Raw genomic sequence first — 23,618 nt, 5'->3', positions numbered from 1 at the left:
GGATTTCCTGTTAAAATCCAGCAAAAAAAAGAGCTCCGGGGAGCTCTTTTTCGCTTGAAGCACTGCCGGACAGACCAACGGGTTACTTCACTGTGAGAACGAAGCCGTTCTGAATGTAATAGAGAGCGGAATAGGCGATATTCCGCGTGACCAGGTTGTTGAAGGTCGCCGAGCCGTTGCTGGTATAGGAGAAGAAAGCGGCGCCCAGATGCGGGCCGGAGAAGCGCGAGGTCGTCACCCCGTCGCGGCCGGTTCCGTCGATGGTCACATTCGTGAAGACGTTATTCGTAAAGCCGCCTCCATAGCCCATCTGGATCGCGTCCCGTTGAGCATTGATGATGTCGATGTTGGTGAACGTGACGTTCTGGATGGAATCTCCGGACGCTTCAAGGTCGATCGCGCCGCGTTCTCCGTTGTACAGATCTTTGCTGGTTCCGCAGTTGATGATCGTCGTGTCCGAGAAGGTGATGCCCGTGTTGTTCTGGAAATGATAGCCCGGGAAGACGGTATTCATCCGGATGCCCGATCCGCCGACGCTGTCGACGATAAGATTGTGATCGGCCTTATGGCCGCTTCCGCCGAAGAAGGCGATGCCCCCCGCCCGCCAGTTGTTCTCGATGGTGTTGTAGGAGAAGGTGTCGTTGTTGCCTACGGAGGCCGCATTCGTATTGCTCGGCCATACCGCCAGCGCATCGTCGCCGTTATTGCGCAGGTTGGTATTGCGCACGGTCGAGCTGCTGGTGCCTTGGGCGAAGTTGATGCCGTCTGCCAGGTTGTTGCGAATGCGGCTGTTCTCCACGATCAGTCCGGTCGCGGCAATCGCCGGCGTATGGGCGTAATCGCCGACCCACATGCCGCATTCAAAATGCTCGACCCACACGTCATGAATGCGCGAGTTCACGCCGAAATCGTCCATGAAGCCTTTGTAGATGGCATTCTGGTTGTACCGCGAACGCAGGTTTGAATTCATATAGACATTGCTGAAGTCGAGCTTTCCGGAAATGCGCAGCGAGATTCCCCCGCCTGCCGCGTTCGGGTTGGTAAACTGCAGGTTCGTGTACCAATAGCCCGCGCCGGTGACGGTCAGGTTGTTGATCATGCTGCTGACCGAGCCGATCTGCCACATGCTGCCGAGGCTAAAGGTGCCTTCGGGAATATACAGCGTCTTGCCGCCAGCCGCCGCAGCGCTTACGGCGGAATTGAAGGCGTCGAGGTCATCCTGGCCGTCGTTCGGCACCGCGCCGTAATCCGTAACCGACACCGCGCCGGACGGGCGGGCGATCGCCGCCGGGATCGGTTCGATCTCGAGGAAGTCAACTCCGTACACGAGGGCATCGGCCCCGCTCTTCTGAATCTTGATCGTGTCTCCGGCTTTGAGAGCCGTATCCAGCTTGAAGTGCACTTCGTCAAAGCGGAAGAGCGGACGTCCGCCGCCCGGCGCATCGGCCGGCTGATCGCTGGAGAAATACTGCCAGCTGTAATAGGACGTCAGCGGCACGGTCTTGACCTTGCTCCCGTTGACATAGACGTCGAGAGAGCCGTTCAGCCCCATTCCGTCGGAGGAGTCGGGCATGGTGAAGCGCATGGTGACGCCCGCCCCGCCTTGGCCGGAGCGGACCGTCCACTGGGCATAGGCTCCGTTTGCGGGAAGCGACAGGTACTTCTGCCCCGAGGCTTCCGAGGCGATCAGCGATTGATCGAAGGTCGGCGCCGTCTGCAGGACAGCACCGCCGCCAGCCAGGGCGTCCTCGGTGTCGTAACGATAGTAGGGCACGCTGGCTCCGCGCTGCGCATAGACGATCAGGCTCGCTGCGCTCGTGTTGTTGGCTTGCTTGATCGGCACTTCATTCGTGTCGACGGCGACGGTCGCCGTGACCGTGTAGGTGCCGTTCGCCGCCGTCCAGGTTCCCGGCAGGGCGACATTCACCGTCGAGCCCGCGGCAATCGCTCCATTGTAGGAGCCGGTGAAGGTCTGAACCGTTGTGCCGCTCGCATCCTTGAGCGAGACGGCGACGCCGTGCGCCCCGCTTGCGGAAGCCGCTGTGCCCTGATTCTTCAAGGCCACCGTGAAGGCGACGGCATTGCCCGCGATCGGCGTGGACGGCGACCAGACAACGGCCCCGATCAGGTCCGAGCTGGAGACGGGTGCGACGGCCATGGTGGCGGCACTCGTAGAGCCGTTGTTGCTTTCGTCCGCCTCGATTACGCTTCCCGCCTCGTCTACTGTGGCGCTGAGGGTGTAAGCTCCGGCCGCTTTCGCTCCGGCGTTCAGCGAGACGGCGGACGAGGCTCCTGCGGCGAGCGCCCCGACGGACGCGGAGCCCGCCAAGCTGCCGTTCAGATAGAAATTCACGCTCGTGGCGGCGGAGGCCAGGCTGCCGATGTTCTTCACCGTGGCGTTCAAGGTGACGGCATCCGTTTCCACCGGCGAGGCCGGCGACCAGGACAGGCCGGTGATCGTCAGATCGGGGTTCGGCGCAGGAGTGCCGAAGACCTGGATTTCGGCGATCTGCCCGCCTCCCGCTCCGGAGTTCGCCGTGATGGCGAGCTGGAGGGCGCTGACCGTGGCGGTGACGGGGATGGTTACCGTGTTGCCGGTTGCCGGATTAAAGGTGTACGTCGCAGAGGAAACCAGGTTGCTGAACGTGCCGGTGTTTTGGGCGCGGCCGAGCACCTGAATCGTCTGGGTGCGCGTGCTCCACGCTGAGGCAGGATTCAACTTCAGAACCAGGGAGGTAATGTTCTGGTTGGCTTTTAAATCCAGGGTCAGCGTTCCCGGGAATCCGCTCGCTTCCCAATAGGTGTTGACATCATTGTCGTTGGCATTGGCCGCAACGAAGGCTTGCGTAGCCGAGGAGGCGGTTATCGTCTTGCCGACCGCGATATTGCCGCCGCTCGGCGTCGCCGTCGGGGTTGCGGTTGGCGTGACCGTTGGCGTAGTCGTCGAAGTGGCGGTTGGTGTAGCCGTCGGGGTGGCCGTCGGCGTAGAAGTCGGCGTTGCCGTTGGGGTGATGGTCGGGGTGGCCGTTGGCGTGATGGTCGGCGTCGCCGTTGGGGTTACGGTTGGCGTGCCCGTCGGCGTCGGAGTGGCGGCAACCGGGTCGATTGCGATCTGGTCCAGGTTCACGTTGCCGGTGTCGCCGCTGTCGTATCTGTACGCGATGGTATTATTTCCGGCGGCAAACGTAAGCGTTTCCGCTTTTGTGCTCCATGTATCCCAATTGGCCAGGCTAGGCAAAGAGGTTTGACGAATCTTAATGCCATTAACATAAATACTGACCGTCTTGGCGCTTCCGCTGGCATTGGCATAGGTCAGTGTGACATTGCGGCTCCCTGCGGATGCGACATTGACGCTGAAGGCGGTCGAGGCTCCTTGGTTCAAATAGCCATCCACGAATCCGGACCCCAGGTAGCCGCTGTGATCGGTGTTCACCTGAGCTCCGCCCGCAAGCGCAGCCGCTTCCGCCTGATAGACGGAGGCTTGGACAACCGTTCCGCTTCCATAGATTTCGAATTCCGACAGCTGTGCCGCCGGCCAAGCGGTGTTGGCCGTCACATTCAACCGCACGTATCGCGTACTCGCTGCCGTGAAGCTGATCGTCACCGTATTGCCGGTCGAGGGATCGAAGGTGTAGCTCTTGGAAGCGACGAGCTCGTTAAAGGAAGAGCCGTTCCCGCTCCCTTGCACGGAGAGGGTCTGCGTCCGGGCTCCCCAGCCGGGCGGGAGCTTCAGTACGATCTGATCGATGCCGACGCTTGCGCCGAGATCCACTTGAATCCACTGCGGAAAAGCATTGTTCGTGCTCTCCCAATAGGTCCCCGCATCGCCGTCCTTGACGTTGGCAGGCCGATAAACATCCGCTTGGCCGCTGGCGGCAACGGGTTTGCCGATAGCCAGATTGGGTCCCCCCGCGGCAGAGGCCTTACCGGGGGTTCCCGCGCCTGTGAAGAAACCGGAAAAGACAAGAACGGAGATTAAGAGCCAAGTTACCGCTTTGTTGCGCATAATCTTCCTCCTCTTTTTTGTTCTGGTGCCGGGTCCTGGGTGCTTCACAGATTCTTGAATGACAGCGTTTACAAGAATGCCGGTCCGTTGCCCTTCTTCCATTGCAAGAGCCTGTCCGCTCCTCCCTCCTTCCTTGGCTTAAGCCGGGTCAAATTACACCCTCATTATAGATTCATCCGTTTTTTTCCATAAGATGCATTTCTACGCAGATGGTAGGCGATTCCACGCTTTTCCCCGGAGCCGAAAATCATCTGCAAAACGCGGACCAACCGGTTGCGAAACCCGCATATACTGGTTCCATCGGAAAGGAGCGTGGCAATTCGCATGGGCAACAGATCGGAATGGTACCGCAAAGCCGTCCTGTCGGTATCCGCGAATCGGTTGGTGGAACGGGGAATAACCAAGTTTGGCATGCGCCTGGCCAAACGCTTTATTGCCGCCGAGGACCGGATCGGCGCATTGGAAGCCGTCCGCTCGCTGAATGCCGATGGAATCGCAGCTTCGCTCGACTTTCTCGGCGAAGGAGTCGCCACGCCGGGCGAGGCGGAAGCATCCCGGGATGAATACCTCCGCCTGCTGGACGATATCGCAAACGCCGGAGTACGCGCCCATGTGTCCTTGAAGCCAAGCCAGATGGGATTGCGGCTCGATCCGGAGGCCTGCTACCGCAACATCCGGCTTGTGGTTGCGAGCGCGGCGGAAAAGAATATTTTCGTGCGTATCGACATGGAGGATTCCTCGGCTACCGATGCGACGCTCTCCCTGGCGATGCGGCTGAGGGAAGAAGGATACACCCGTTGCGGTACCGTCCTCCAAGCCTATCTGCACCGATCCGTCCAGGATGCGCGGGAGCTGCTTCATCGAAACATCCCTCTGCGTCTGGTGAAGGGAGCTTACCGAGAGCCTGCAGCCATCGCTTGGCAGAGCCGCACGGAGGTGGTTACCCGCCTCAAGTCGCTGATTCGCCTGCATCTCGATCACGGCGTCTACACGGCGATCGCTTCCCACGACGACGAGATCATCAATTGGACGGTCCAGTACGCCCGCCAGAACGGCATCGCCTCCGACCGGTTTGAAATCCAGATGCTGTACGGCCTGCGAATGAAGGAGCAGCGGCGGCTCGTTAAGGAGGGCTACCGCGTTCGCTGTTATGTGCCCTACGGAACGCACTGGTATCCCTATTACACCCGCCGGCTGGCGGAGAGGCCCGCGAATCTGGGACTGGTGCTGCGCAACCTGTTCCGGTAACGCATCCGCCCCGTTCAGCTTGCGGCGCGGCCCGGCAGCGAACCGGCAGCGCCCATCAGCGAACCGGCAGCGAACCGGCAGCGTGCCCGAATAAGGCGCGGATAAGGCGTTGAAACCAAAAACAGCCCCCGGCGCCCCTCCCCGCTTCCGCAAAACGCGGAAGGCAGAGGAGCGCGGAAGGGCTGCTCGATGCCTCAGTTGGCCGTCTGTTCCATCAGGCCGTGCAGGCTCTCGATTAACTGCTTGGCCTGGCATTCATCCATTTCGAAGGATTCGACCAATTGCTGCGGAATGCCCGCCGCTTGGTTCTTCAGTTCCCGTCCCGCTTCAGTCAGCGAGACGAACACCTGACGCTCGTCCTTGTCGCTGCGGGTCCGCTTGATAAAGCCTTGCGATTCCAGCTTCTTGAGGAGCGGAGTCAACGTGCCGGAATCGAGATACAGCCGTTCGCCGAGCGTCTTTACGGGAATGTTGTCCTTCTCCCAGAGGGCGAGCAGCGTGATGTAGCCGGTATACGTAAGACCGAGCGGGGTCAGGAGCGGCCTGTATTTCTTGATGATCTCCTTGGAGCATACATAAAATGCGAAGCAGAGCTGGTTATCCAGCTTCAGCCGTTCGCCGTCCGGTTCCAGCAGCGGTTCGTTCATCGCGGTGCCTCCCTTGTCTCAACTGGTTGCGATTTAATTAAATCGTAAACAATTGAATGACCGAAGTCAAGCGGAACCGCCGCAACGCAAAAAGCCCATGCGTCCGCGGATTCGGACGTATGGGCTTTCATATCGGCTGCGGGAAATCGGAGGAAGCCGGAATCAAGCGCTCTGCAAGCCCAACATCGCCTGACAAGCCTCGGCGCAGGAGAAGCAAGCCTTGGCGCAAGCCTGGCAGTGCTCGTGATCGTGCTTCTTGCATTCGTTGCCGCAGGCGAGGCACGCTTCCGCACAGAGGCGGCAGAGCTCACGGGTATAGGAGCTGCCTGCAGCCATCATCCGGGCGGCGAATTCGCAGAGATCCGCGCATTCCCGGTCCAGCCGGATGCAATCCCTCATCATCTCGAGGTCCTTCTCCTTCAGACAGGCCGAATAGCAGTGATTGCAGGCGACCATGCAACGCAGGCATTCTTCGATACAGGCTCGATAAGCTTCATGAGACATGATGACGTCCTCCTTGGGGGTATGGATTGGACTTGCCCGGCTGACAAGCCCTGCCCATATCCTTACCCAACTCGGCGCTATTCGATCAGCCCTTGCTCACGGAGCCGGTCAAACACCAGACCGCACACAGCCGAGACCCGTTCACGGTCGGCGTAACCGAGCCAGGCCAATTCTTCAATCTCGGCCGCAGGCGCCAGGGTTCCGGTGTAATCGGCCCGGTAACAGGCCATCCGCACGGGAATACCGGCCGCTTTGCCGTGGGCCGGCGCCTCAAAGGTACCGAAGAAGTCGATCCGGTCCGGTTCAATCCGCACCGAGACCTCCTCCTCCACCTCCCGGCGGAGGGTTTCTTCATCCGTTTCGCCTTGCTCGCGCTTGCCGCCCGGGAGATAGAACGTATCCTTGCCTCGCGACCGCGCGCATAGCACCTTGCCGTCTTCCAACAAGAGCCAGGCCACCTTGTCTATTGCGCCGCTCATGGGGTCACCCCCGCGCACTTTTCCAGGAATTCCATGATCTTGGCGTCCCCTTTCTTCTGCGGGTTTGAAGCCACGACCAGATCGCCGCCGTGGGCCATCGGCAGGGCTTTGGCAAACTCCGTGTTCGTAAAGTCGATGCCGTAAGCGTGCTCTTCTCCGCTGTTCGGGTCTTTGCCGTTGACGACGGTGCCCTTCTTCTTGGCGGTTTCGTAAATCTTCGCAAAGACCGGGTCCGTCAGGTCGGCGAGCGAATCTTGTCCGCTCATCCAGTTTAGCGTTTCCTTATCCAGCACCAGAATATCCGGGTAATCGGCGACGAGCTCGGCCATCGCTTTTTGCTGGTTCGCCGCACCCAGGCCTCCCGCGTCCGATCCCGCCGGCGGCTGGAACAGAATCCGCACCTTGACCCGCTTCCAGTCGGGGAACTGATCAAGGATCGCCTGCTGCACGGTTTTGCTCTCCTGCTCCTGGTCGTTCGCCTGCATGTTTCCGAGGAACATGATATTCAGATCCACGGGCGGCAAGGAAGCCTCATAGCGCCGCTGCTGGATGATGTTCCCGACGATGGAGCCGATGATGATCAGCCCCGCCAGGATGCCGATGGCCGCGAAGATCTTCGTTCGGTTGATCCGGAAGAAATCCTCGGACCGGCTGACGGTCCCGGACAGCTTGCCGAATTTGCGCAGACGCTGCTCCTCGGCTTGGTCCACCTCCCGCTTCGCCCGGTAATCGAAGATCGTGCGATACGCTTCGATGTCCAGCTCCAGCCCGGCAAGCGCTTCACTGTCTCCGTTCGTTCGGGCTGTTTTCTCGCGCTTCAGCAGCAGGTCGAATCCGCGGTCCAGCTCTTCTTGGGTCGTCGTCTCGCCCAGACCGAGTCGTCCGTATGCTTCTTTGATGTCCACGGTTACTCACTCGCCTCTTTCCGTTCGTATGCCAAATCGGGTTCGGTAGTTATCATACTCTTACGCGACAAGCGGTGTAAAGGATTCATTTCGCCGCGAATTTGAAAGACCGCCACCCCTGCGATCAGAATCAGCACCCCGATCAGCTTGTTGGTCTGAAACGGAACACGCTCGAGTCCGAAGGCGCCAACCGAATCCAGAATCAGCGCCAGCGTGAGCTGCGAGGTCATGACCAGCGATACGGCAAGCGTCGGTCCGGCAAGCCGCATTGCCCGCACGAGGCAAACCACCACGCCGATCCCGAACAGTCCGCTGAACGGGTACCACAGCTTCAGATGACCGAAGGTCCAAAAGCCGTTCCCGTTTAAGAGGAGCCCGAGCGCGGTCGAGGCGGCAAAGCCCAGGCCCAGCACCACCGCCGTGGTGGTCCAGGAACCGTTGTGTTCATTCATTTTACTGTTGAAGATATTTTGCAGACTGACCAGCGATCCGGCCATAAACGCCAAAAGCATGCCGATTCCCATCGCGATTCTCCTCCTTTTGCCGAAAACTTCTCTTCGAGTCCGGCTTCATTCAAATTCCTCGCCGGCCAGCTTCCGCAAGGCGCCCCGGTCCAAAATCTCAAGAAAGCCTTTTTCCCGGCGGACATGGCCGTCCGTGACCAGCTTCTTCAGAACCCGGTTCAGATGGCGGTAGCTCGTTCCAATCTGGTTCGCCGCATCCCGCAGACTGGGGATGTCCACCCGCCCTCCCGACCTTTCTCCCTTTCGGTCCGAGGTAACGGACAGCAGGTAGCCGGCGAGTCGCTCTTCCACGGAATGCAGCAAATTGAAGCTGAGGAAGCTGGATTTACGTTGAAATTTCTCCATGATGATCGTCAGGAAAAACCGCAGGAGCGGCGCGTAGTCCCTCCCATGCTCCGTGAGCGGTCCGTACGGTACGCGAAGCATCTCGACGGGTGTCACGGCCATCACGGTGTTCATGATCGGGATTCCCCGAATATACTCCACGTCGCCGATCAGCTCGAGCGGCTCGATGAGCGACAGCACGAGCACGTTGCCTTCTTCCGAGGTGGTATAGACCTTAATCCTGCCGCTCACCAGCAGGAACAGCGAGGAAGCCCGCTCTCCCTGCGAACAGATCAGATCGCCAACCTCATAACGGCATAAGGTCATATGCGAATACAGGGGCTCGGGAAACGTACCGGTCAAGCCGTGCTCCCGCAGGGCGGCTTCGATTCGTTCGGTTTGGGCATATTCCTTCATAAGAGCTCCTCTCCAGTCGGGTCAACCTGCGGGCGGACAGACCCGCCGCAATTCGGGTGTTCTATAAGGCCAGAACCGCAATGCCCGACAGCATCAGGCCGATGCCCAGGTACTGCGGCAGCTTCATCGGACGCTTCTCCCCGTCGAACCAGCCATGCTTGTCGATCAGGAAGGTCAGGACCAACTGGGCCATGAGCAGGACCGAGACCGTCAGCGTCACGCCGATCCGTTGAATGGAGGTGACTTCTCCGAAGATGATCACCGCTCCAAACGCTCCGCTGATGCGGTAGAGCGGCTTCACCCGGCGGATGCCTCCGCGGCTTCCGTCCCGGATGAACAGCAGGATGAACAAGCAGGCGAGGAACCCGGTGAGTTGGGTCAGCGCCGCCCCCTGCAAGGTTCCGATATCGTTGCCGATGGCGGTGTTGGCGACACCCTGCAGGGTGATGAAGGCTCCGCCGAGCAGAGCGTACAGCATTCCTTTCATGATTCTCTCCTCCGTTTCGTCTCCTACTACTGTAAAGGCAGAGCGGGAAGAGCGGATAGGACATATGTCCTCGACTTGGCAAAATGGCGATGATCCCTTTTTTTATGATACCATGAATGGAAATTCACCAAGGAACCGCTCACGAAGCCGCAGGAAAGGAAGCGCATACCGTGTCCCTCACCTTCACGACCTTCGAGCAATGGGAGAAATCCCGCTGGAAGGAGCTCGCCCCCATCTATAAAGACAGCTTTCCCCATGGAGCCAAACCCGAACGCATCCTGCGAAGGATGGTCGATCGGGGACTCGCGTCGCTGCACGGCGCTTACGAGGGCGACCGGCCGACCGGCATGGCAATTACCGGCTTTAGCCGCACCGAATCGGCCGGCAAGCCGCATTGCCGGCTGCTGATCGATTATTTGGCGATGGAGCGCGAAGCCCGCGGACAGGGGATCGGCCGGCAGTTCTTCGGCTACCTTCGGGATTGGGCGGTGCAAACCGCCGAGGTCGATTCCGTCTTGATCGAAGCGGAAGCCGAAGACACCCCGGAGAACCGCGAGCGTCTCCGATTCTGGGAAGGGCTCGGGTTTGAGCCCAACGCTTATGTCCACCAATACCGCTGGGTGCCCGAACCCTATCGGGCTCTTCTCCTGCCGCTTCATCCGGGCGTTCCGGTGCCGGAAGACGGAGAAGCGCTGTTCAAAGAGATCACCCGCTTCCACAGTCTCAGCTTCGGCCGGGGCTGACGGGGGGCGGCACGGTAGGAAAACAGCCGATTTCCCTGCCGCCCGGAGAGACCGCGGCTAGGAAACCGGCTGTAGATGAGGCTGGCTATTCTCCGGTCAAGCCCAACAGCAGCTTGAACCCTCGCCTTGTCTTGCGGCTGCGCTTCAGACCATCGCGGGTGTCGAGAACGATTACCCGATACCCGAGCCAGACCCGGATATAGCCGGATCGGACACGGAAGGGCCGCTGCCAGCCGCGGACCTCCGTCTCCGTACCGTCCGCTTGTTCGATTTCCGTTCGCAGAAGCCAGCGGTTTCCGATTCCAAGCTCCACATATTTTCGCATCCAGGGCGTCCTTTCGCAGGGGTCTGTCACCGGGTTCTTCGGACTTACGGTTCTTCGGTCTTACTGCCGGCGTTTGAAGACGGCCACCACTTGGCGTGTCGCTCCATACCCCTGATTCGTATCAAAGACCGAGACGAGCTCCCATCCTTCATGACCCAAGGCATTCAGCCGCTCCTCAAACTCATCCTTGTCCAGGAGGCCTCCCATGACGCCTCCGGTCTTCAAATGAATGGACTTGTACTCCCAGCGTTCGTTCATCCTTGCCCTTCCTCCTTCTTCGCCCCGGCTTGCTTGAAGCCTGCGGCTGCCCATTTGTCCTTCACCTGGTCTTCTCCCAGGTAATAATCCACTTCCGCCGAACGCTCGAATACCCGTTGACCGCCCGGGAGCATGACGTTCAGCTTGCCCGAATCCGGATATTCGGCGACATCCAGCCCTTGCTCCGTGCGAATGTCGAGATAACGGCACGGCGAATCCGTGTGATTGAACAGCTGATGCGCTCCGCTCTCTCCCATTTCGAAGAACAGCACGTCCCCGGCCTGGACCTCGGAGATACCTTCGGGCGTACGGAGCATGGCCGAGCCGTCCAGGATAACGAAGACTTCCTCGGCATTGTGGTGATAATGGTACGGATACGAATAGAACCCGGGGTCCAGCGAGCGGATGTCAAAGGTGAGATGTTTGGACTTCACGAGGCCCGATAACCGTTCGCTTGTGTGCCAGGCGTATTCGGGAATCGGGGATTGCTTCGGATGGAACGGAAGTGAATTGGCGTTAAACCGTGCAGGCATGCCAGGTCTCCTTTCCTTTTGACGATAGAGATGTCCGGCTCTAGCCTAACACAACCGGACAGAAGGGGCAGCGGTTTTTTTCACTTTAGCGGTTTCTTCCGCTTAGGCGACAGGCAGACATTCCACGGTCCGTTTGTCCAAATCCAAAACGCGCGAACGCGTATCGCACTTGGAAAGGTAAACCGGCTCCCCTGCTTCATCGATCCAGTACGAGATCGGCAGGGAGATGCCGCAATTGCGGTAAGAGCCGTCGGCATGGCTGGTGCCGATGACCGCCGTTCGATAGCGCAAGGCGATCCTTCGCGCTTCCCCGATCCATTCGTCATATTGCTCATCGCTGAACATCCCGACGCCGATCGGATGCAGAACCAGCTCGGGAACTGGTCCGAGCTCGTTGAAGCCCTCGAAGCCCTGCAGAATCTCCATGCAGAGCAGATATCCGACCCGGAGTCCCTTCGCTTCTGCCACGGAAGGACCGTACAGCCGCTCTCCCCGCGGGGTCTTCGCGCGTTCCAGGAGCAGGTTGCCGTCAGCGCCGATGACAAGCGCGCGATCTTTACCGGAACCGTCTTTGGACCCGCTCGCGATCACCAACTGATGCTCACGCGCGATCTCGCATAAGCGGGATAGAGAAGCCTCATCGACGACGTATCCCTCGGGATAAAGCACCGCGTCCAAATCCGGGACACTCTCCACCTCGCGGATCAGTTGCTCCAGGCCGGTCTCGTGCTTTGGTTGGGAAACCAACAGTCTCATAGAATCTCTCCTTAAAGGATGTCGCGTATTCGGAAAAGGCGGTTTACACCGTCAGCTCGATCCGGTTGCCGTCGGGGTCCAGCACGACGCTTTCATAATACCCGTCGCCCGTCGTTCGCGGCTCGCTCAAGACCGGGACACCGTCCCGCCGCATCGTTTCCGTCAGCTCGCGGACGGCCTGCTTGCTGCCGAGGGATACCGCCAGATGAGCGTATCCCCGGAGCTCCTCTGGCCCGGGCCGTTCGCTGACGGCCGGACTCTGCATGAGCTCCAGACGAGCTCCTTCGTCGAAGGTCAGGAAATAACTCTCGAAGGGCTTGCTGGAGCTGGTGTATTTTTCACTGGAAACCGCATGAAAATAACGAATGTAGAACGCTTTCATCCGTTCCAGATCGCCTGTCCACAAGGCAGCGTGCTCGATCTTCATTCGCCGAGCCTCCTTCAGCCGAACGGGCGCTCCATATTGATCTGCCCCTCTCCCGCAGAACGCCGGTAGCCCAAGCGCTCGTACAACCGCACCGCGCCGGCATTCTCCGTATCCGCTGCCAGGAAGCTTCGGACGGCCCCCGCTTCTCTCCCCCAGCTTCGGGCGGAATCGAGCAAGGCCGCGCCGATGCCGCGCCGCTGGTATCCGGGATGAACCGCCAATTCCCGTATCCAGAGAACCGGCCCTTTCTCGCTGTCCCAATCGTAGATTTGGACGAAGACCAAACCGCACAGCGCTCCATCTAGCTCGGCGGCGATAATCCGGGCATGGGGCTCCTCCAGCCATTCGGACACGAATTCAGCCGTTTCTCCGGTAAAGCCCCGCGACTGCCCGCTGCAGGCCTTCGTCACGTCGCTGGCTTGTCCGGCTTCTTCTGCACTCAAGGGGCGAATAAGGTACGGTAACGGCTTGGGGGAGGAATCGCGGCTTTCCGGATCTCCTTCCTCCAGCCCGCTCCAATAATCCACAAAGCAGCCGGTCACCTCAAAGCCCAGCTCGCGCAGACCGGCCACGCACGGCTGTGGGACAAATTCGAGCTTGATCGTGCCGGATTCACCGGACGCCTTGTCCAGATCGGGAACAAGCGTCTTCCTCACTGCCTCAACCAGCGCTTCCGGCTTAGCGGCGCCCCAATGCAGGTATCCTGCATTCGGATGCTCTTCCAGAGCCATTCGAACTTCCTCCGCCTGACCGGGGTACAGACGGCAAACCACCGTCTGCATTTCCTCCCATTCGCGGTAGGTTTCGGAACCGAACGGCTGCGCATGCATCCAGGTCCACCATTCCTTCAAATCCATAAGAATAGGACACCTCTCTTCGATAGATTGAGACAAGTTAACATAATATATATTATGTTTCGATTATAGAGCTCAAAGCTGAGTTCCGGCTGCCGGCATATCGATGACATCCGGGTCCACCGTGTTGGGCCCGCCATTAATGTAATTTTGCGGACTCGCGATCGCATCCCCCGGCGAAAACGAGTTGGCGCCGGAATACACCTTGCAATTGCTCGTCAGGTTGATGAGCGCCGTATCTCCGAACTGGATGTTGGAACCGGAGCTTACGCTAAGGATCTTGATTCCTCCGATGATGAGAGACGGCATGGCGGATGCCCCTTTTCCTTGAGATGGCCGGACCGGTGCGCGGTCTGTTCTCAGGGTATGTAACCCGCCGCCTATTTGCTACTCGGTCTGTCCTCCCGTCCGGCCGAATGAACGAATCCAGCGGAAGCGGTTGACCTTGACGACGGCGACCAGGCATTTGAGGATCTGGTCGGACTTTAGACACAGGAAAACCGCCGCCGGCGACCATCCCCAGACGAAGGCGCTGAGCGCCGAGGCGGGCAGCACGATCAGCCACATGAAGATAAAATCGTTGTACAGGACAAACCGGGTGTCCCCTCCGCTGCGGACGATACCGGTGAGCACCGGCATCTGATAAGCCGTTCCGACGGCCGTTACGGACAGGATGGCCATGAATTGCAGCGCCAGGGACTTGGCCTCCGGAGTGACCGAGTAGAATCCGATCACCGGATTCTTAATGACGTAAAGCATAAGCCCTGTTAATAGTCCAATAAACAGATACAGCAGTTGCAGGGTCTTCGCATAAGCTTTGACCCGGTCGGTCCTTCCTTCACCGATGGTCTTCCCGATCACTACGGCCGTTGCGCTTGCCGACGCATAGGTTACGACCGTAACCATCTGGAAGATCGTGGTGGCGATACTGTTGGCGGCGATCGCCGCTTCCCCCATATGCCCGAGGATCGAGGCTTGCGCCGCCATGGCGAATCCCCACAAGGCGTTGGAGAACAGGATCGGAGATCCCACGCGGATATACGACTTGACGAGCGTCATATCAAGCGTCAGGAAATTCCGAACCCGCAGACCGATTTGGGTATCTGCCCGCTTCAGGAAGATCAGAACGATGACGAATTCGATGATACGGGCGGTCAGCGTAGCGACGGCCGATCCCCGCACTCCCATCCGCGGCAGCCCCAGATGCCCATAGATCAGCAGATAATTTAGGCTCACGTTGATGAGGAGCGTCGAAATCGAGACGAAGAACCCAATGCGGACGATTTCGACGCTGCGAAGCGAAGCGAGCAGGATGTTGGTGGCGGCAAATAACAAATAAGAGAAGCAGATGATCCTCAGGTACTTCGCGCCTTCCGCCACCGCTGCCGTGCCATCCGTAAATAGGGATAGCGTCCCGTGCGGAAAAGCGAACACCGCTGCTCCGAGCAGAAGTGCCACCGTAAGCGCTATGCGCATTCCAACGCCGGATGCCTTGCGAACGGTCTCCAAATCGCGGGCTCCCCACGCTCGCGACGAGAGGATAACCACCCCCTCCGCCGCGCCCATCACCAGCATTTGCAGCAGGAATTGAATCTGATTGGCCAGTGCCACGCCGGACAAGGCCGGTTCGCTGTATGCGCCCAGCATCACATTGTCCGATAGACCGACGCCCAGCGAGATCAGGTTTTGCGCACCGATGAGGAAGGTGAGCGAGAAAAAGCGCTTGTAAAAACCGGATTCCCGAACGAGCAGGTTCATGATGTCCCTTCTTTGCTTGATAATCGCCGAGCGGCAAACCTTCTCTACAGCGGCGCAATGAATCGCTTCGACTTAAGCAAAAAAGCCTTCCGTTCGGCGGAAGGCTACCTAAGCCAGGGACCGCCGTTCGATTCCGATCGGATCAGGCAGCGGGTGATCTCTCCGACGTAGAGGCGGTGGTAATCCCGGTTTGGATAAAAGTCGGCCAGAGCCGGGTCCGCGAATCCTTGGGGCTGGATATCGTGCAGATAGACCTTGCGGCATTCGAGCACAAGCCTGGCTTCCCGGAAATATACCATACCGGGCTTGTCTTCGACGGGCGTAATCCCGGCGTCGGCGATCTTATCCCCATCCCTTCCCGAGCGGCTGCCGCAAACCTGCAAGGCTTCCCGGCATTCTTCCGGAAAGAAGGATAAGGTGAACGTATCGCCCGCTTCCAGGAATTCGTAGGTCATTCGTGTCGGGCGCACGACGCAATAGGCGACGGGACGGTGCCAGAGCACACCGAAGCCGCCCCAACTGGCCGTCATGGTGTTGCAGTGCTCCCGCGTCCCGGCGGTGATCAGCATCCAGTCCTCCCCGATCAACCGGAAGACGTTCTCGCTGAGCTCAAGCGGGGCAATCTCGGAAAATTCCGCCATCATTCGTCTCCCCCTTTCCGATCATCCAGCCAAACGACAATCTCCTCTACGGATTTCCTTGGACGATCCGCCGGCCGGTTGCTCTTGGCATAGCCGAGGGGCGTAAAGGCGACCGGCTCCTGACCGGAGTCCAGCCCGAGCAGGCGGCGGGCCGCTTCGAAATCGAAGGCGGCCACCCAGCAGGTTCCGAGCCCCTCGGCCGTCGCCGCAAGCACCAGATGATCCATCGCGATCGCCGCATCGACGTCGCAGTAATTTTTGCCGTTGCGGTGTACCCAGGCCCGCTCCGGTTCGGAACAGACGGCCAGCACATACGGCGCTTCCGCGAACCATTCCCGCGGGTAAACTTCCATCAACTCGTCCTCCCGGCCCGCCGTGGGCACGACATATACCCGAAAGGGCTGTCGGTTTGCCGCGGTGGGGGCCAGCACGGCGGCTTGCAGCACCCGCTTCAGCTTTTCCCGCTCGACCGGTGCCGTTTTCTCATAGGAACGAACGCTGTAACGCTCCTCGATCAGATCCTTCCACTCCATGCGATCTCCCCGCTTTCCGTTTGCTCCCAGTTTATCAAATCCCGGTTAACCGGTGGGGATTGTCACCGAATCTTCGCACAAGGATCGCCGGATTGGGCGAATCCGAATCGGTTGGAAGAAAAGCCTTACCCTGCGAGCAGGAGGCCGAGCGATAAATAAACCAAGCCAATTCCCCGCTTGCGGGTCAATAAATGCTCGTCCAATTCCAGCATGCCGTGAGTAACCCTCCAACGTCCCGGAATCGTTCAGGGAATCGGGATCAGTTTATCATACAGATGAAAGCCTTGCGATTCCCCGCAGAAGCGGAAGCCGCTCGCCGGGTAGAACCGGTTCAGCGCCTCGTTGGTAGCAATGCAGTCGAGCCGGAGAGCCTCCTTGCCCGGATACCGCAAGCCGTTCTCGGCCCAAGCCAGGATCGAGGAGCCGAGCTTCGTCCCCGAATAGCGGCGGTTGACCATCAGCCGATGAAGGTAGACGGCTTTCTCCAGCTTGCCGTCGGCGTTGCCCCACAGCCGGAGGTCCCAATCGCTCGGGCTCCATTGCAAAATGACCATTCCGGCCCACTCTTCCCGGTCGGGTTCGCGGAAGCCGAAGACATCGCCGCGGGCGATCGCCTCCGGCATCCGGTGGTCGTCCTGCCCGGTCAGCAGCTTGCCCCACTGCGTCGAACCGGTGCTCTTCAGCCAGCGCGCCGTATCCAGCATCAGCTTGGCGAGCCCGGCTTCGTCGGCGGGGAGGGCCCGATAGGCGAGAATCCCCGGCTGTACCTCGGTATGGATAAGTTCGATCGGATTCATGGGATTATCCCGCCCTTTCCTTGGATGGTGATGGAGGATTCCCCGGTTTGAACCGGCACAGCCGGCTTCCGGGACCAGGATAACAGAACAACCGTGCCGACGATGCAGGCCGCCCCAAGCCAGTCGAAGGTCCCGAACAGCGTGCCCAGCCAGACCACCGCCAGCAAGGCCGAAGTCAGCGGCTCCAGGCAGGAGAGGATGCTCGCCTCCGCCGGCTCCAGTTGTTTGAGGCTCTCCATGTAGCAGAAAAATGCGATCAGCGTGCCGAACAGAACAATGAAGCCGGTCGCAAGCGCCGCTTCTCCGTCCCACTGCCCCCGGAAGCTCCATGGCGGCCGAACGACGCTGAGCGCGGCTCCGCCGATCAGCATCCCCCAGCCGACCACGACGCCCGAGCCCCATGCGCGCAGCAGCCGCACCGGCTGCACGCTGTAGAAGCCGAGCGCGACGGCGGAAGCCAGGCCCCAGAAGAACGCGGCGGGCGTCATCGCCAGCGTCCCAATCCGGCCGTGGGTAGCGAGCAGCAGAATCCCGGCAAAGGAAAGGCCGACGGCGACCCCTTCCCGGACCGACGGGCGCTTCCGCCGCCGAAAAGCGGTGTAGCAGCAGATCAGCGCCGGAGCGAGGTATTGCAGCACGGTAGCCGTAGCCGCGTTGGAATGCCGGATCGCGGTGAAGTAAGTATATTGAACCGCCAGCATGCCCAAGAGACTGAACAAGAGCAGCTCCCGGACATCCTTCGGCGATTTCCATATCGCCAGCACCCGCTTGCGGGAGCCTCCGAGAGAGGCGATCAGCAGCATTCCCGTCCCGGCCGCCAACAGGCGGACATCCACCAGCCAATCCGGCCGGAAGCCCTTGCGTTCAAATAGAAATTGCGCGACGGAACCGGAGATCCCCCACAGGGAAGCGGCCGCCAGGACCAGCAGAATCCCCCTCCGCTTCATTCGGGCCTATCGCCCTCCCCGAGCTGCTTGCGGATAAACGCGTTAACCCTGCGCATGTGATCGGGTCCGGTCCAATGCCCGTTGAACGGATACACGATCATTTCCTTCGGGGCTTCGGTAATCCGGTTATAGGCTGCATAGACCGTCTCGGGCATGCAGACCGGGTCCTTGAGTCCGACGGTACAGAGGATCGGCTTGACCACCCGATGGGCGAGGTTCATCGCGTCGAAATAGCTCAAGGTCGTAAGCACCGAGTCCAGCTCTTCGGGATGCCGGGCAACATAATCGGCGGCTTCCGTGATGGAGCCGACCGAATTCAGGATGCCGAAGTCCAGATGGCACATGTTGGGCAAGGACGCAACCGAGGCGCTAATCAGATCCGGCGCGAGCGAGCTGACCATCAGTGTCAAGCCTCCGCCCTGACTCGTGCCCATGACGATAATCCGGTCGGCGTCCACCTCCGGCTGCTCGCGGACGAAGCGAACGGCCCGCAAGGCGTCCACCGTGATCGCCTTGTAATAGTAGGAATCCTTGTCATGCAGATTCTGGGTCACCCAGCCTTTGACCATGCCGTTCGTCTGGTCGAGCGTGTTCCCCGTCTTGCCGCTTTGGCCGCGCACGTCCATGGCGAACACCGCATATCCCATCATCAGCCAGGCCGCATGGTGCTCCGGAAGCTCCCGTGAGCCGGTGTAGCCGTGGTAGAGGACGATGCAAGGCAGCGGCTTCCGGAAGGACTGTTCCGGCAGCAGCAGCCAGCCGTGAATCGGCGTTCCGGCATAGCCCGTGTAGACCGTATCGTAAACGGCGGCGCCGATGAGCGGAGAATCCACCCGTGTACGCTCGCAGGCCCAGGCGGCCTCTTTGTCCTCCCGAAGCGTGCGGTCCCAGAATTCCTCCAAATCGGCTTGCGCCGTCCGCTCCGGCAAAAAGCCCTCCAAATCCTGTATTCTTCGTTCAATCACGTTCATAAAAAAATCCTCCTGCCGAGTAGGTGAAGTTCCTTCGCTTCGAGCCGTCCCCGTCAGGCCGAAACCGGCCGGGAACCCGAGGCGAGTTTGTGCAATTGTGTTAATAGTAAGGATTGCCGAAACGAGCGTCAAGCGCATTGGACACAGAGCTCCGCTCCAATCTGTTGCTTGCCGCAGCCAAATTCAGAATTAAGTTGCCCCTAGGCAAAATCGGAGTATAGTAGAAGGTGCTTATTTTGATAGATTGGCAGGTGCCTCTATGAAGACCTTCTATCAGCTCAACACCATCTTTCTCAGCATGATCATGGAAGCCATTCCCTTCGTGCTCGTCGGGGTGCTGATCTCCGGAATGATTCAGTCCTTCATCTCCGAGCGTTGGATCGCCCGGATTATGCCGAAGAACCGTGTGTTATCCGCCCTCCTCGGCGCGAGCATCGGCGTCTTTTTCCCTTCCTGCGAATGCGGCATCGTCCCGATTACCAAGCGGTTGCTGAACAAAGGCGTTCCGCTGCAGGCGGGCATCGGATTCATGCTGACCGGACCGATCATCAATCCGATCGTCCTGTTCGCCACCTATATCGCCTTCGGCAACAATTGGAAAATGGTGCTGATTCGCTGCGGCATGGCGTTCGCGGTAGCCGTCTTGGTCTCGTTGGCGCTGAGCCTGCTGTTTCCGGCGATGCCGCTGAAGGAATATACCTTTGCGGGCATCCCTTCCTTCGCCGCCGAAACGGCCGCTTCCGCCGAAGAAAATCCGACTTGCGCCGAAACGGACGCTTCCGGGAAAGCGGGAGCGGTTTGCGCAGCCGGTTCCTCGATCCGCAAGGAGCCGCTTTCTCCGCCGCCTGCCTTCGGCGCGCAGATTCGCCGCTTGGGGAGCCGATTCTACGAGGTGTGCCTGCACGGCATTGACGAGTTCTTTTCCGTCGGCAAGTACCTGGTGATCGGCGCCTTCATTGCCGCTTCCATGCAGACCTTCATTCCCACCTCGTACCTGATGAAGCTGGGAAATACGCCTATCATGGCCAGCCTCGTCATGATCACACTCGCGTTTATCATGTCGCTCTGCTCCGAGGCGGACGCCTTTATCGCTTCCTCTTTTCGGAGCACCTTCTCGGTCGGACCGCTGTCGGCATTCCTCGTCTTCGGTCCGATGATCGACATCAAGAACACGCTGATGCTGCTCGGCACATTTCGCAAACGGTTCGTCTTCAGCCTGATCGGTCTGGTCACCCTGTTCACGCTGATCGGCTCTCTGCTCGTCGGGAGGTGGTTTGGATGAAGCGCTTTGTCATCATGCTCGGCTTCGTGATGATGTTCGTCTATATTCGGGTGCAGGGCAACCTCAATATGTACATCAATACGCGCTATTCTTATTTGTCCGTTCTGACGATTGGCATTCTGTCGCTGCTCTGCGCAGTAGAATTCATCCGGGTGTTCCGGAAGGAACGGGAAGAAGAGAAGCGTAAAGAAGCGGCCGCGCAGAGAAGCGAAGAAAGAAGCCGGAAGGCTGTCGAGACGCTCCGGGCGGAGGATTTGGCTGGCGAGTTTACGACACCTATGCCTCCTTTGGAGGGCTACGTTCATATGCATGATCATTCCGATTATGCCGAGGGGAATCATCACCAGGAGTCCGTTCGCCATTACTCTAACGAGCACGATCACGGACATGATCACGGATATGACCACAAGCATGATCACGGCCATGATCACGCGCACGGACAGACTCCCAATCACGGTCATGCGCATGACGGGCACTCGCACGGCAATTCGACGCGGCTGCAGCGGGCTTTTACCTATCTGGTTCTTTGTTTTCCTATCTATACGGGCATTTTCCTCCCTGCGCAGACGCTGGATTCGAGCTTCGTCAAAGCGAAAGGCTTTTCATTTCCGAGCCTCGACGTCTCGGCGGACAACCCGGGCAATCACCAATTCCTTCGCCCGGACACCAGTATCTTTTACGGCAAGGAAGGCTACGACAAGCTTAAGAAGAAGGAATTATCCGAGTTCGCGGGCAAGGACAGCATCGCCCTGACGGACCCGAATTACCTCAAAGGCATGGAAGTGCTCTACAATTTCCCCGGGGAATTCATGGGGAAGACGGTTTCCTTCGACGGCTTCGTGTATAAGGGGGAACAGGTGGAGGGCAACCATTACTTCGTATTCCGCTTCGGCTTTATCCATTGCGCCGCCGATTCTGGCGTCTTCGGCATGCTGGTCGACTTCCCCAAGGGCACCGTGCTGAAGGACGACGATTGGGTCCATGTCACCGGCACTCTCTCCTCCGAGCTGTACCAGCCGTTCAAACAGACGCTTCCCGTGCTGGAGGTCACCTCCTGGCAGAGCATAGACGCTCCGAAGAATCCTTACGTGTATCGCAGCTTCTGAGGCAGGCGGGGGACGGGAAACCCACTGCTCTCGCCTCTCCTTCCTCCGTATTTCAACCAACCTTCTGCTTGCTGCATTAAAAAAGCTTGCCCGTATCGGGCAAGCTTTTTTTGTCGTTATGCATTCTTCGGGGAGGATGCGGACAGCTGGTTTCGATGCGTCATCCAACCACGGTTACACGATGTCGCCGGATCAGGACATGATCCGTTTCTGGCCTGCCAGCTCCTGGATCGGCTTGATGTTCTGGGTGAATTCCAGCGTACCCAGGTACCGCCCTCCCCCGTCGCGCACGGCGAAGTAACGGATATAGACGAATTTATCCTTGAACGGAATCCAAAAGTCCTCTGCATCCTTTACCCCGGCTTTGAAATCGGCCAGGAGCTGATCCACGATGTGAACGCTTTGCGGCGGATGGCAGTTCTGAACGGTCCGGCCGATGACCGCCTTGGTTCGGGCAAAGATCCGCTCCTTCCCACAGGAGAAATACCGGACGACATCGTTCTCGTCGATAAAGGTCAAGTCCACGGGCAGATGATTGAGCAGCGTCTCGAGCTGGAGCACCGACAGCGTTCCCGTCTCCATCCGGACAAAGCCGTCCGCTGCCGGCAGCGCGCCGCTTCCCCCGGCCGCTTCCGCCGCCTCGGCCGGATCGGCGGCCCGTTCGGGCACCCACTGCCGTTCGGGCGAGGCCAGGCAGTAGCCGATTTCCCCGCTCTCCCGGGCGATCTTGAGCCATTCGTCCTCCGTGAGCTTTTCCAGCGCCATGGGCATAAGGATGTTCTCTTCCTTGAAGATCATTTCCGTGATATCCTGGGTGACCTGCTCCAGAAGCCCAAGCCGGTCGCTGTCCTCGGCGGTCCCGTCCGTCCACAGGCGTTTCAATTCTTTGATCCCGGCGCGAATCCGGTCATCGACTCCCCACATGACCTTCGTCGGACCGTAGATTCCGTATTTCTCCAGATAGGGAAACAGCAGATTTTCCTTGCGGCTGTAGTGCTTATCGAGATCAAACAGCAGGCTCAGATCCTCGACCAGCTTGAGGCGGCCCGCTTCGTCCCGGCTGCGGGTGTATTGGTCCCGATGCAGCGCGATCGTGAAGCCGAGGAGGCGCTCGATCTCCCGATTTTCCAATTTGAAAGTATGCACCGGATGACCGGGCTGTTCTTCCGGCTTGGCCGAGCGATGGATTTCGTTAATGGAGCCTTTGAATACGGCGGCATGAACGCTGCATAAGCGCTGCACCTCCGCCACCGGGATGCCTTCTTCCTCCATCAGGGCTTGCTCCAGCCGAGAAATCTCCGCCACTGAGATATCCCCGACGGCCTCGTCGAAACGGGCCTTCACCTCGTCGACCGTCTTCCCGTTGTGCAGGTCCCGGATAATCTCCTGCAGCAGCCGCTGCCGCTCGGGACTCAGCGTCTCCGCCTGCTCGCGGTTGTTGATCAGCTCACTCATCTATGGCACTCTCCTTTAGGACTTATCTTCTTCCGGATGGGCAGCGCCCGCCGCTCATTCTCACTCGGTGCTGTACTCTTCCTTTTCAAATTAGCACGGCGGATAAAGGGTTTTTGTGATTTGAATCACTAATTGATTCTCATTCTCATGTAAAGATGGAAGCAGATAAGAACCGAAAGGATGGATGACCATGGAAACCCAAACGCTCAGACAGTTCCAGGATTATCAGGAGGGCAAGTTCGTCAAGCATTTCGTCTACCGCGAGCCGGAGTTCGTCGCCTTCGTGCTCAGCTTCGACGCTGGTCAACGTCTGCCCGTTCACAAGCATCCCGGAACCAAGCTGCACCTTCTCGTTCTGGAAGGGTCGGGTACGGTGACCGCCGACGGAGCTGAAACCGAAGTAAAGGAAGGCGAAACAGTAGTCCTGTCCGGCGATGCCGACTTCTCCTACAGCAGCTCGGCGGATGGCCGTTCCAGCCTGTATGTCATGCTCATTCAGGCTCCCCCGGCCGTCTGAGAACAACTGCGGCTGCCTCTTCTCCCATGCTGCTAAGACCCAAAACGGACCTGCCATCGGCAGGTCCGTTTTTTTGAAAACCGACTCTTGGACACGGCGGCCTAAACCCGTATAATGCGAAGAGAACCAACGTAATTCCTAACAGCCTGCCCGAAGGGCAGGATACGGAGGCTG

General features: G+C 59.2%; 27 protein-coding genes. 5 read left to right on the top strand and 22 right to left on the bottom strand.

Translation table 11 applies throughout. The features are described 5' to 3' along the window. Window positions 1-82: 82 nt before the first annotated feature. The gene (locus tag ACSEXS_RS08100; RefSeq protein ID WP_438432655.1) at window positions 83-4,006 is read right to left on the bottom strand and encodes a discoidin domain-containing protein; all 3,924 of its coding nucleotides are present in this window, start codon (window positions 4,004-4,006) and stop codon (window positions 83-85) included. Window positions 4,007-4,330: 324 nt separating this feature from the next. Between ACSEXS_RS08100 and ACSEXS_RS08095 the strand changes: the two genes are divergently transcribed. Further along, window positions 4,331-5,254 carry a proline dehydrogenase family protein gene (locus tag ACSEXS_RS08095; RefSeq protein WP_438432654.1) on the top strand — a complete coding sequence of 308 codons (924 nt, stop codon included), beginning with the start codon at window positions 4,331-4,333 and terminating at the stop codon, window positions 5,252-5,254. Window positions 5,255-5,448: 194 nt separating this feature from the next. On the opposite strand, the gene ACSEXS_RS08090 is transcribed toward ACSEXS_RS08095, so the two are convergent. The 7 genes from ACSEXS_RS08090 to ACSEXS_RS08060 all read right to left on the bottom strand — a co-directional run bounded on the left by ACSEXS_RS08090 (window position 5,449) and on the right by ACSEXS_RS08060 (window position 9,541). Continuing rightward, window positions 5,449-5,901 (bottom strand): MarR family winged helix-turn-helix transcriptional regulator, encoded by a 453-nt coding sequence (locus tag ACSEXS_RS08090; protein WP_438432653.1) that lies wholly within the window; start codon window positions 5,899-5,901, stop codon window positions 5,449-5,451. 162 nt (window positions 5,902-6,063) lie between these two features. Further along, window positions 6,064-6,405 (bottom strand): four-helix bundle copper-binding protein, encoded by a 342-nt coding sequence (locus tag ACSEXS_RS08085; RefSeq protein ID WP_438432652.1) that lies wholly within the window; start codon window positions 6,403-6,405, stop codon window positions 6,064-6,066. A 77-nt stretch (window positions 6,406-6,482) separates the two neighbouring features. Beyond that, window positions 6,483-6,884 (bottom strand): NUDIX hydrolase, encoded by a 402-nt coding sequence (locus tag ACSEXS_RS08080; protein ID WP_438432651.1) that lies wholly within the window; start codon window positions 6,882-6,884, stop codon window positions 6,483-6,485. Further along, the gene (locus ACSEXS_RS08075) at window positions 6,881-7,789 is read right to left on the bottom strand and encodes a hypothetical protein (RefSeq protein WP_438432650.1); all 909 of its coding nucleotides are present in this window, start codon (window positions 7,787-7,789) and stop codon (window positions 6,881-6,883) included. Before ACSEXS_RS08075 ends, ACSEXS_RS08080 begins: the two co-directional genes overlap by 4 nt. Before the next feature lie 2 nt (window positions 7,790-7,791). After that, window positions 7,792-8,313, bottom strand: coding sequence for a DMT family transporter (locus tag ACSEXS_RS08070; RefSeq protein WP_438432649.1), 522 nt, complete (start codon window positions 8,311-8,313; stop codon window positions 7,792-7,794). A 45-nt stretch (window positions 8,314-8,358) separates the two neighbouring features. Further along, the gene (locus ACSEXS_RS08065; protein WP_438432648.1) at window positions 8,359-9,054 is read right to left on the bottom strand and encodes a Crp/Fnr family transcriptional regulator; all 696 of its coding nucleotides are present in this window, start codon (window positions 9,052-9,054) and stop codon (window positions 8,359-8,361) included. A gap of 61 nt (window positions 9,055-9,115) precedes the next feature. Continuing rightward, window positions 9,116-9,541 (bottom strand): DMT family transporter, encoded by a 426-nt coding sequence (locus tag ACSEXS_RS08060; RefSeq protein ID WP_438432647.1) that lies wholly within the window; start codon window positions 9,539-9,541, stop codon window positions 9,116-9,118. 116 nt (window positions 9,542-9,657) lie between these two features. On the opposite strand from ACSEXS_RS08060, the gene ACSEXS_RS08055 reads away from it, so the two are divergent. Beyond that, entirely contained in the window at window positions 9,658-10,284 is a 627-nt protein-coding gene (locus tag ACSEXS_RS08055; protein WP_438432646.1) for a GNAT family N-acetyltransferase, read from the top strand. 85 nt (window positions 10,285-10,369) lie between these two features. Here ACSEXS_RS08055 and ACSEXS_RS08050 read toward each other — a convergent pair whose 3' ends face one another. The 13 genes from ACSEXS_RS08050 to ACSEXS_RS07990 all read right to left on the bottom strand — a co-directional run bounded on the left by ACSEXS_RS08050 (window position 10,370) and on the right by ACSEXS_RS07990 (window position 19,084). Continuing rightward, window positions 10,370-10,609 (bottom strand): DUF3977 family protein, encoded by a 240-nt coding sequence (locus ACSEXS_RS08050; protein ID WP_438432645.1) that lies wholly within the window; start codon window positions 10,607-10,609, stop codon window positions 10,370-10,372. A 60-nt stretch (window positions 10,610-10,669) separates the two neighbouring features. Beyond that, window positions 10,670-10,867 carry a DUF4177 domain-containing protein gene (locus ACSEXS_RS08045; RefSeq protein WP_438432644.1) on the bottom strand — a complete coding sequence of 66 codons (198 nt, stop codon included), beginning with the start codon at window positions 10,865-10,867 and terminating at the stop codon, window positions 10,670-10,672. Continuing rightward, entirely contained in the window at window positions 10,864-11,400 is a 537-nt protein-coding gene (locus tag ACSEXS_RS08040) for a cupin domain-containing protein (RefSeq protein WP_438432643.1), read from the bottom strand. The genes ACSEXS_RS08045 and ACSEXS_RS08040 overlap by 4 nt, the downstream gene beginning before the upstream one ends. Before the next feature lie 102 nt (window positions 11,401-11,502). Then, window positions 11,503-12,156, bottom strand: coding sequence for a carbon-nitrogen hydrolase family protein (locus ACSEXS_RS08035; RefSeq protein WP_438432642.1), 654 nt, complete (start codon window positions 12,154-12,156; stop codon window positions 11,503-11,505). Between the two features lie 43 nt (window positions 12,157-12,199). Continuing rightward, window positions 12,200-12,583 (bottom strand): VOC family protein, encoded by a 384-nt coding sequence (locus ACSEXS_RS08030; RefSeq protein ID WP_438432641.1) that lies wholly within the window; start codon window positions 12,581-12,583, stop codon window positions 12,200-12,202. Between the two features lie 14 nt (window positions 12,584-12,597). Continuing rightward, window positions 12,598-13,440, bottom strand: coding sequence for a GNAT family N-acetyltransferase (locus tag ACSEXS_RS08025; RefSeq protein ID WP_438432640.1), 843 nt, complete (start codon window positions 13,438-13,440; stop codon window positions 12,598-12,600). A gap of 72 nt (window positions 13,441-13,512) precedes the next feature. Next, window positions 13,513-13,746 carry a spore germination protein gene (locus ACSEXS_RS08020; protein WP_438432639.1) on the bottom strand — a complete coding sequence of 78 codons (234 nt, stop codon included), beginning with the start codon at window positions 13,744-13,746 and terminating at the stop codon, window positions 13,513-13,515. Between the two features lie 78 nt (window positions 13,747-13,824). Further along, window positions 13,825-15,195 (bottom strand): MATE family efflux transporter, encoded by a 1,371-nt coding sequence (locus tag ACSEXS_RS08015; RefSeq protein WP_438432638.1) that lies wholly within the window; start codon window positions 15,193-15,195, stop codon window positions 13,825-13,827. A gap of 104 nt (window positions 15,196-15,299) precedes the next feature. Then, entirely contained in the window at window positions 15,300-15,839 is a 540-nt protein-coding gene (locus ACSEXS_RS08010; RefSeq protein WP_438432637.1) for a flavin reductase family protein, read from the bottom strand. Then, the gene (locus ACSEXS_RS08005) at window positions 15,836-16,369 is read right to left on the bottom strand and encodes a nitroreductase family protein (protein ID WP_438432636.1); all 534 of its coding nucleotides are present in this window, start codon (window positions 16,367-16,369) and stop codon (window positions 15,836-15,838) included. Before ACSEXS_RS08005 ends, ACSEXS_RS08010 begins: the two co-directional genes overlap by 4 nt. 245 nt (window positions 16,370-16,614) lie before the next feature. Then, on the bottom strand, window positions 16,615-17,166 hold the full coding sequence (locus ACSEXS_RS08000) for a GNAT family N-acetyltransferase (protein WP_438432635.1): 552 nt from the start codon (window positions 17,164-17,166) through the stop codon (window positions 16,615-16,617). Beyond that, on the bottom strand, window positions 17,163-18,113 hold the full coding sequence (locus ACSEXS_RS07995) for a DMT family transporter (protein ID WP_438432634.1): 951 nt from the start codon (window positions 18,111-18,113) through the stop codon (window positions 17,163-17,165). The genes ACSEXS_RS08000 and ACSEXS_RS07995 overlap by 4 nt, the downstream gene beginning before the upstream one ends. Next, window positions 18,110-19,084 carry an acetylxylan esterase gene (locus tag ACSEXS_RS07990; RefSeq protein WP_438432633.1) on the bottom strand — a complete coding sequence of 325 codons (975 nt, stop codon included), beginning with the start codon at window positions 19,082-19,084 and terminating at the stop codon, window positions 18,110-18,112. The genes ACSEXS_RS07995 and ACSEXS_RS07990 overlap by 4 nt, the downstream gene beginning before the upstream one ends. A gap of 259 nt (window positions 19,085-19,343) precedes the next feature. Here ACSEXS_RS07990 and ACSEXS_RS07985 point away from each other — a divergent pair, with 259 nt between their 5' ends. Together ACSEXS_RS07985 and ACSEXS_RS07980 are read left to right on the top strand one after the other, a co-directional pair. Continuing rightward, window positions 19,344-20,366: a permease gene (locus ACSEXS_RS07985; protein WP_438432632.1), complete on the top strand. Its 1,023-nt coding sequence runs from the start codon at window positions 19,344-19,346 to the stop codon at window positions 20,364-20,366. Beyond that, window positions 20,363-21,472, top strand: a complete 1,110-nt coding sequence (locus ACSEXS_RS07980) for a TIGR03943 family putative permease subunit (protein WP_438432631.1) — start codon at window positions 20,363-20,365, stop codon at window positions 21,470-21,472. The genes ACSEXS_RS07985 and ACSEXS_RS07980 overlap by 4 nt, the downstream gene beginning before the upstream one ends. A gap of 192 nt (window positions 21,473-21,664) precedes the next feature. Here ACSEXS_RS07980 and ACSEXS_RS07975 read toward each other — a convergent pair whose 3' ends face one another. Continuing rightward, the gene (locus ACSEXS_RS07975; protein WP_438432630.1) at window positions 21,665-22,927 is read right to left on the bottom strand and encodes a DUF438 domain-containing protein; all 1,263 of its coding nucleotides are present in this window, start codon (window positions 22,925-22,927) and stop codon (window positions 21,665-21,667) included. Between the two features lie 190 nt (window positions 22,928-23,117). Here ACSEXS_RS07975 and ACSEXS_RS07970 point away from each other — a divergent pair, with 190 nt between their 5' ends. Beyond that, window positions 23,118-23,444 (top strand): cupin domain-containing protein, encoded by a 327-nt coding sequence (locus ACSEXS_RS07970; protein WP_438432629.1) that lies wholly within the window; start codon window positions 23,118-23,120, stop codon window positions 23,442-23,444. Window positions 23,445-23,618: the final 174 nt, after the last annotated feature.

The organism is Gorillibacterium terrae (assembly GCF_051594785.1).
Lineage (GTDB): Bacteria > Bacillota > Bacilli > Paenibacillales > NBRC-103111 > Gorillibacterium.
Note: the sequence above shows the minus strand (reverse complement) of the source record. Positions and strands in the feature narration are given on the sequence as shown.

Bases quoted from the DNA above. Each gene is read 5' to 3' on its own strand.
- ACSEXS_RS08100 (WP_438432655.1), bottom strand. From the start codon at position 4,006: ATGCGCAACAAAGCGGTAACTTGGCTCTTAATCTCCGTTCTTGTCTTT.
- ACSEXS_RS08095 (WP_438432654.1), top strand. From the start codon at position 4,331: ATGGGCAACAGATCGGAATGGTACCGCAAAGCCGTCCTGTCGGTATCC.
- ACSEXS_RS08090 (WP_438432653.1), bottom strand. From the start codon at position 5,901: ATGAACGAACCGCTGCTGGAACCGGACGGCGAACGGCTGAAGCTGGAT.
- ACSEXS_RS08085 (WP_438432652.1), bottom strand. From the start codon at position 6,405: ATGTCTCATGAAGCTTATCGAGCCTGTATCGAAGAATGCCTGCGTTGC.
- ACSEXS_RS08080 (WP_438432651.1), bottom strand. From the start codon at position 6,884: ATGAGCGGCGCAATAGACAAGGTGGCCTGGCTCTTGTTGGAAGACGGC.
- ACSEXS_RS08070 (WP_438432649.1), bottom strand. From the start codon at position 8,313: ATGGGAATCGGCATGCTTTTGGCGTTTATGGCCGGATCGCTGGTCAGT.
- ACSEXS_RS08065 (WP_438432648.1), bottom strand. From the start codon at position 9,054: ATGAAGGAATATGCCCAAACCGAACGAATCGAAGCCGCCCTGCGGGAG.
- ACSEXS_RS08060 (WP_438432647.1), bottom strand. From the start codon at position 9,541: ATGAAAGGAATGCTGTACGCTCTGCTCGGCGGAGCCTTCATCACCCTG.
- ACSEXS_RS08055 (WP_438432646.1), top strand. From the start codon at position 9,658: ATGGAAATTCACCAAGGAACCGCTCACGAAGCCGCAGGAAAGGAAGCG.
- ACSEXS_RS08050 (WP_438432645.1), bottom strand. From the start codon at position 10,609: ATGCGAAAATATGTGGAGCTTGGAATCGGAAACCGCTGGCTTCTGCGA.
- ACSEXS_RS08045 (WP_438432644.1), bottom strand. From the start codon at position 10,867: ATGAACGAACGCTGGGAGTACAAGTCCATTCATTTGAAGACCGGAGGC.
- ACSEXS_RS08040 (WP_438432643.1), bottom strand. From the start codon at position 11,400: ATGCCTGCACGGTTTAACGCCAATTCACTTCCGTTCCATCCGAAGCAA.
- ACSEXS_RS08035 (WP_438432642.1), bottom strand. From the start codon at position 12,156: ATGAGACTGTTGGTTTCCCAACCAAAGCACGAGACCGGCCTGGAGCAA.
- ACSEXS_RS08030 (WP_438432641.1), bottom strand. From the start codon at position 12,583: ATGAAGATCGAGCACGCTGCCTTGTGGACAGGCGATCTGGAACGGATG.
- ACSEXS_RS08025 (WP_438432640.1), bottom strand. From the start codon at position 13,440: ATGGATTTGAAGGAATGGTGGACCTGGATGCATGCGCAGCCGTTCGGT.
- ACSEXS_RS08020 (WP_438432639.1), bottom strand. From the start codon at position 13,746: ATGCCGTCTCTCATCATCGGAGGAATCAAGATCCTTAGCGTAAGCTCC.
- ACSEXS_RS08015 (WP_438432638.1), bottom strand. From the start codon at position 15,195: ATGAACCTGCTCGTTCGGGAATCCGGTTTTTACAAGCGCTTTTTCTCG.
- ACSEXS_RS08010 (WP_438432637.1), bottom strand. From the start codon at position 15,839: ATGATGGCGGAATTTTCCGAGATTGCCCCGCTTGAGCTCAGCGAGAAC.
- ACSEXS_RS08005 (WP_438432636.1), bottom strand. From the start codon at position 16,369: ATGGAGTGGAAGGATCTGATCGAGGAGCGTTACAGCGTTCGTTCCTAT.
- ACSEXS_RS08000 (WP_438432635.1), bottom strand. From the start codon at position 17,166: ATGAATCCGATCGAACTTATCCATACCGAGGTACAGCCGGGGATTCTC.
- ACSEXS_RS07995 (WP_438432634.1), bottom strand. From the start codon at position 18,113: ATGAAGCGGAGGGGGATTCTGCTGGTCCTGGCGGCCGCTTCCCTGTGG.
- ACSEXS_RS07990 (WP_438432633.1), bottom strand. From the start codon at position 19,084: ATGAACGTGATTGAACGAAGAATACAGGATTTGGAGGGCTTTTTGCCG.
- ACSEXS_RS07985 (WP_438432632.1), top strand. From the start codon at position 19,344: ATGAAGACCTTCTATCAGCTCAACACCATCTTTCTCAGCATGATCATG.
- ACSEXS_RS07980 (WP_438432631.1), top strand. From the start codon at position 20,363: ATGAAGCGCTTTGTCATCATGCTCGGCTTCGTGATGATGTTCGTCTAT.
- ACSEXS_RS07975 (WP_438432630.1), bottom strand. From the start codon at position 22,927: ATGAGTGAGCTGATCAACAACCGCGAGCAGGCGGAGACGCTGAGTCCC.
- ACSEXS_RS07970 (WP_438432629.1), top strand. From the start codon at position 23,118: ATGGAAACCCAAACGCTCAGACAGTTCCAGGATTATCAGGAGGGCAAG.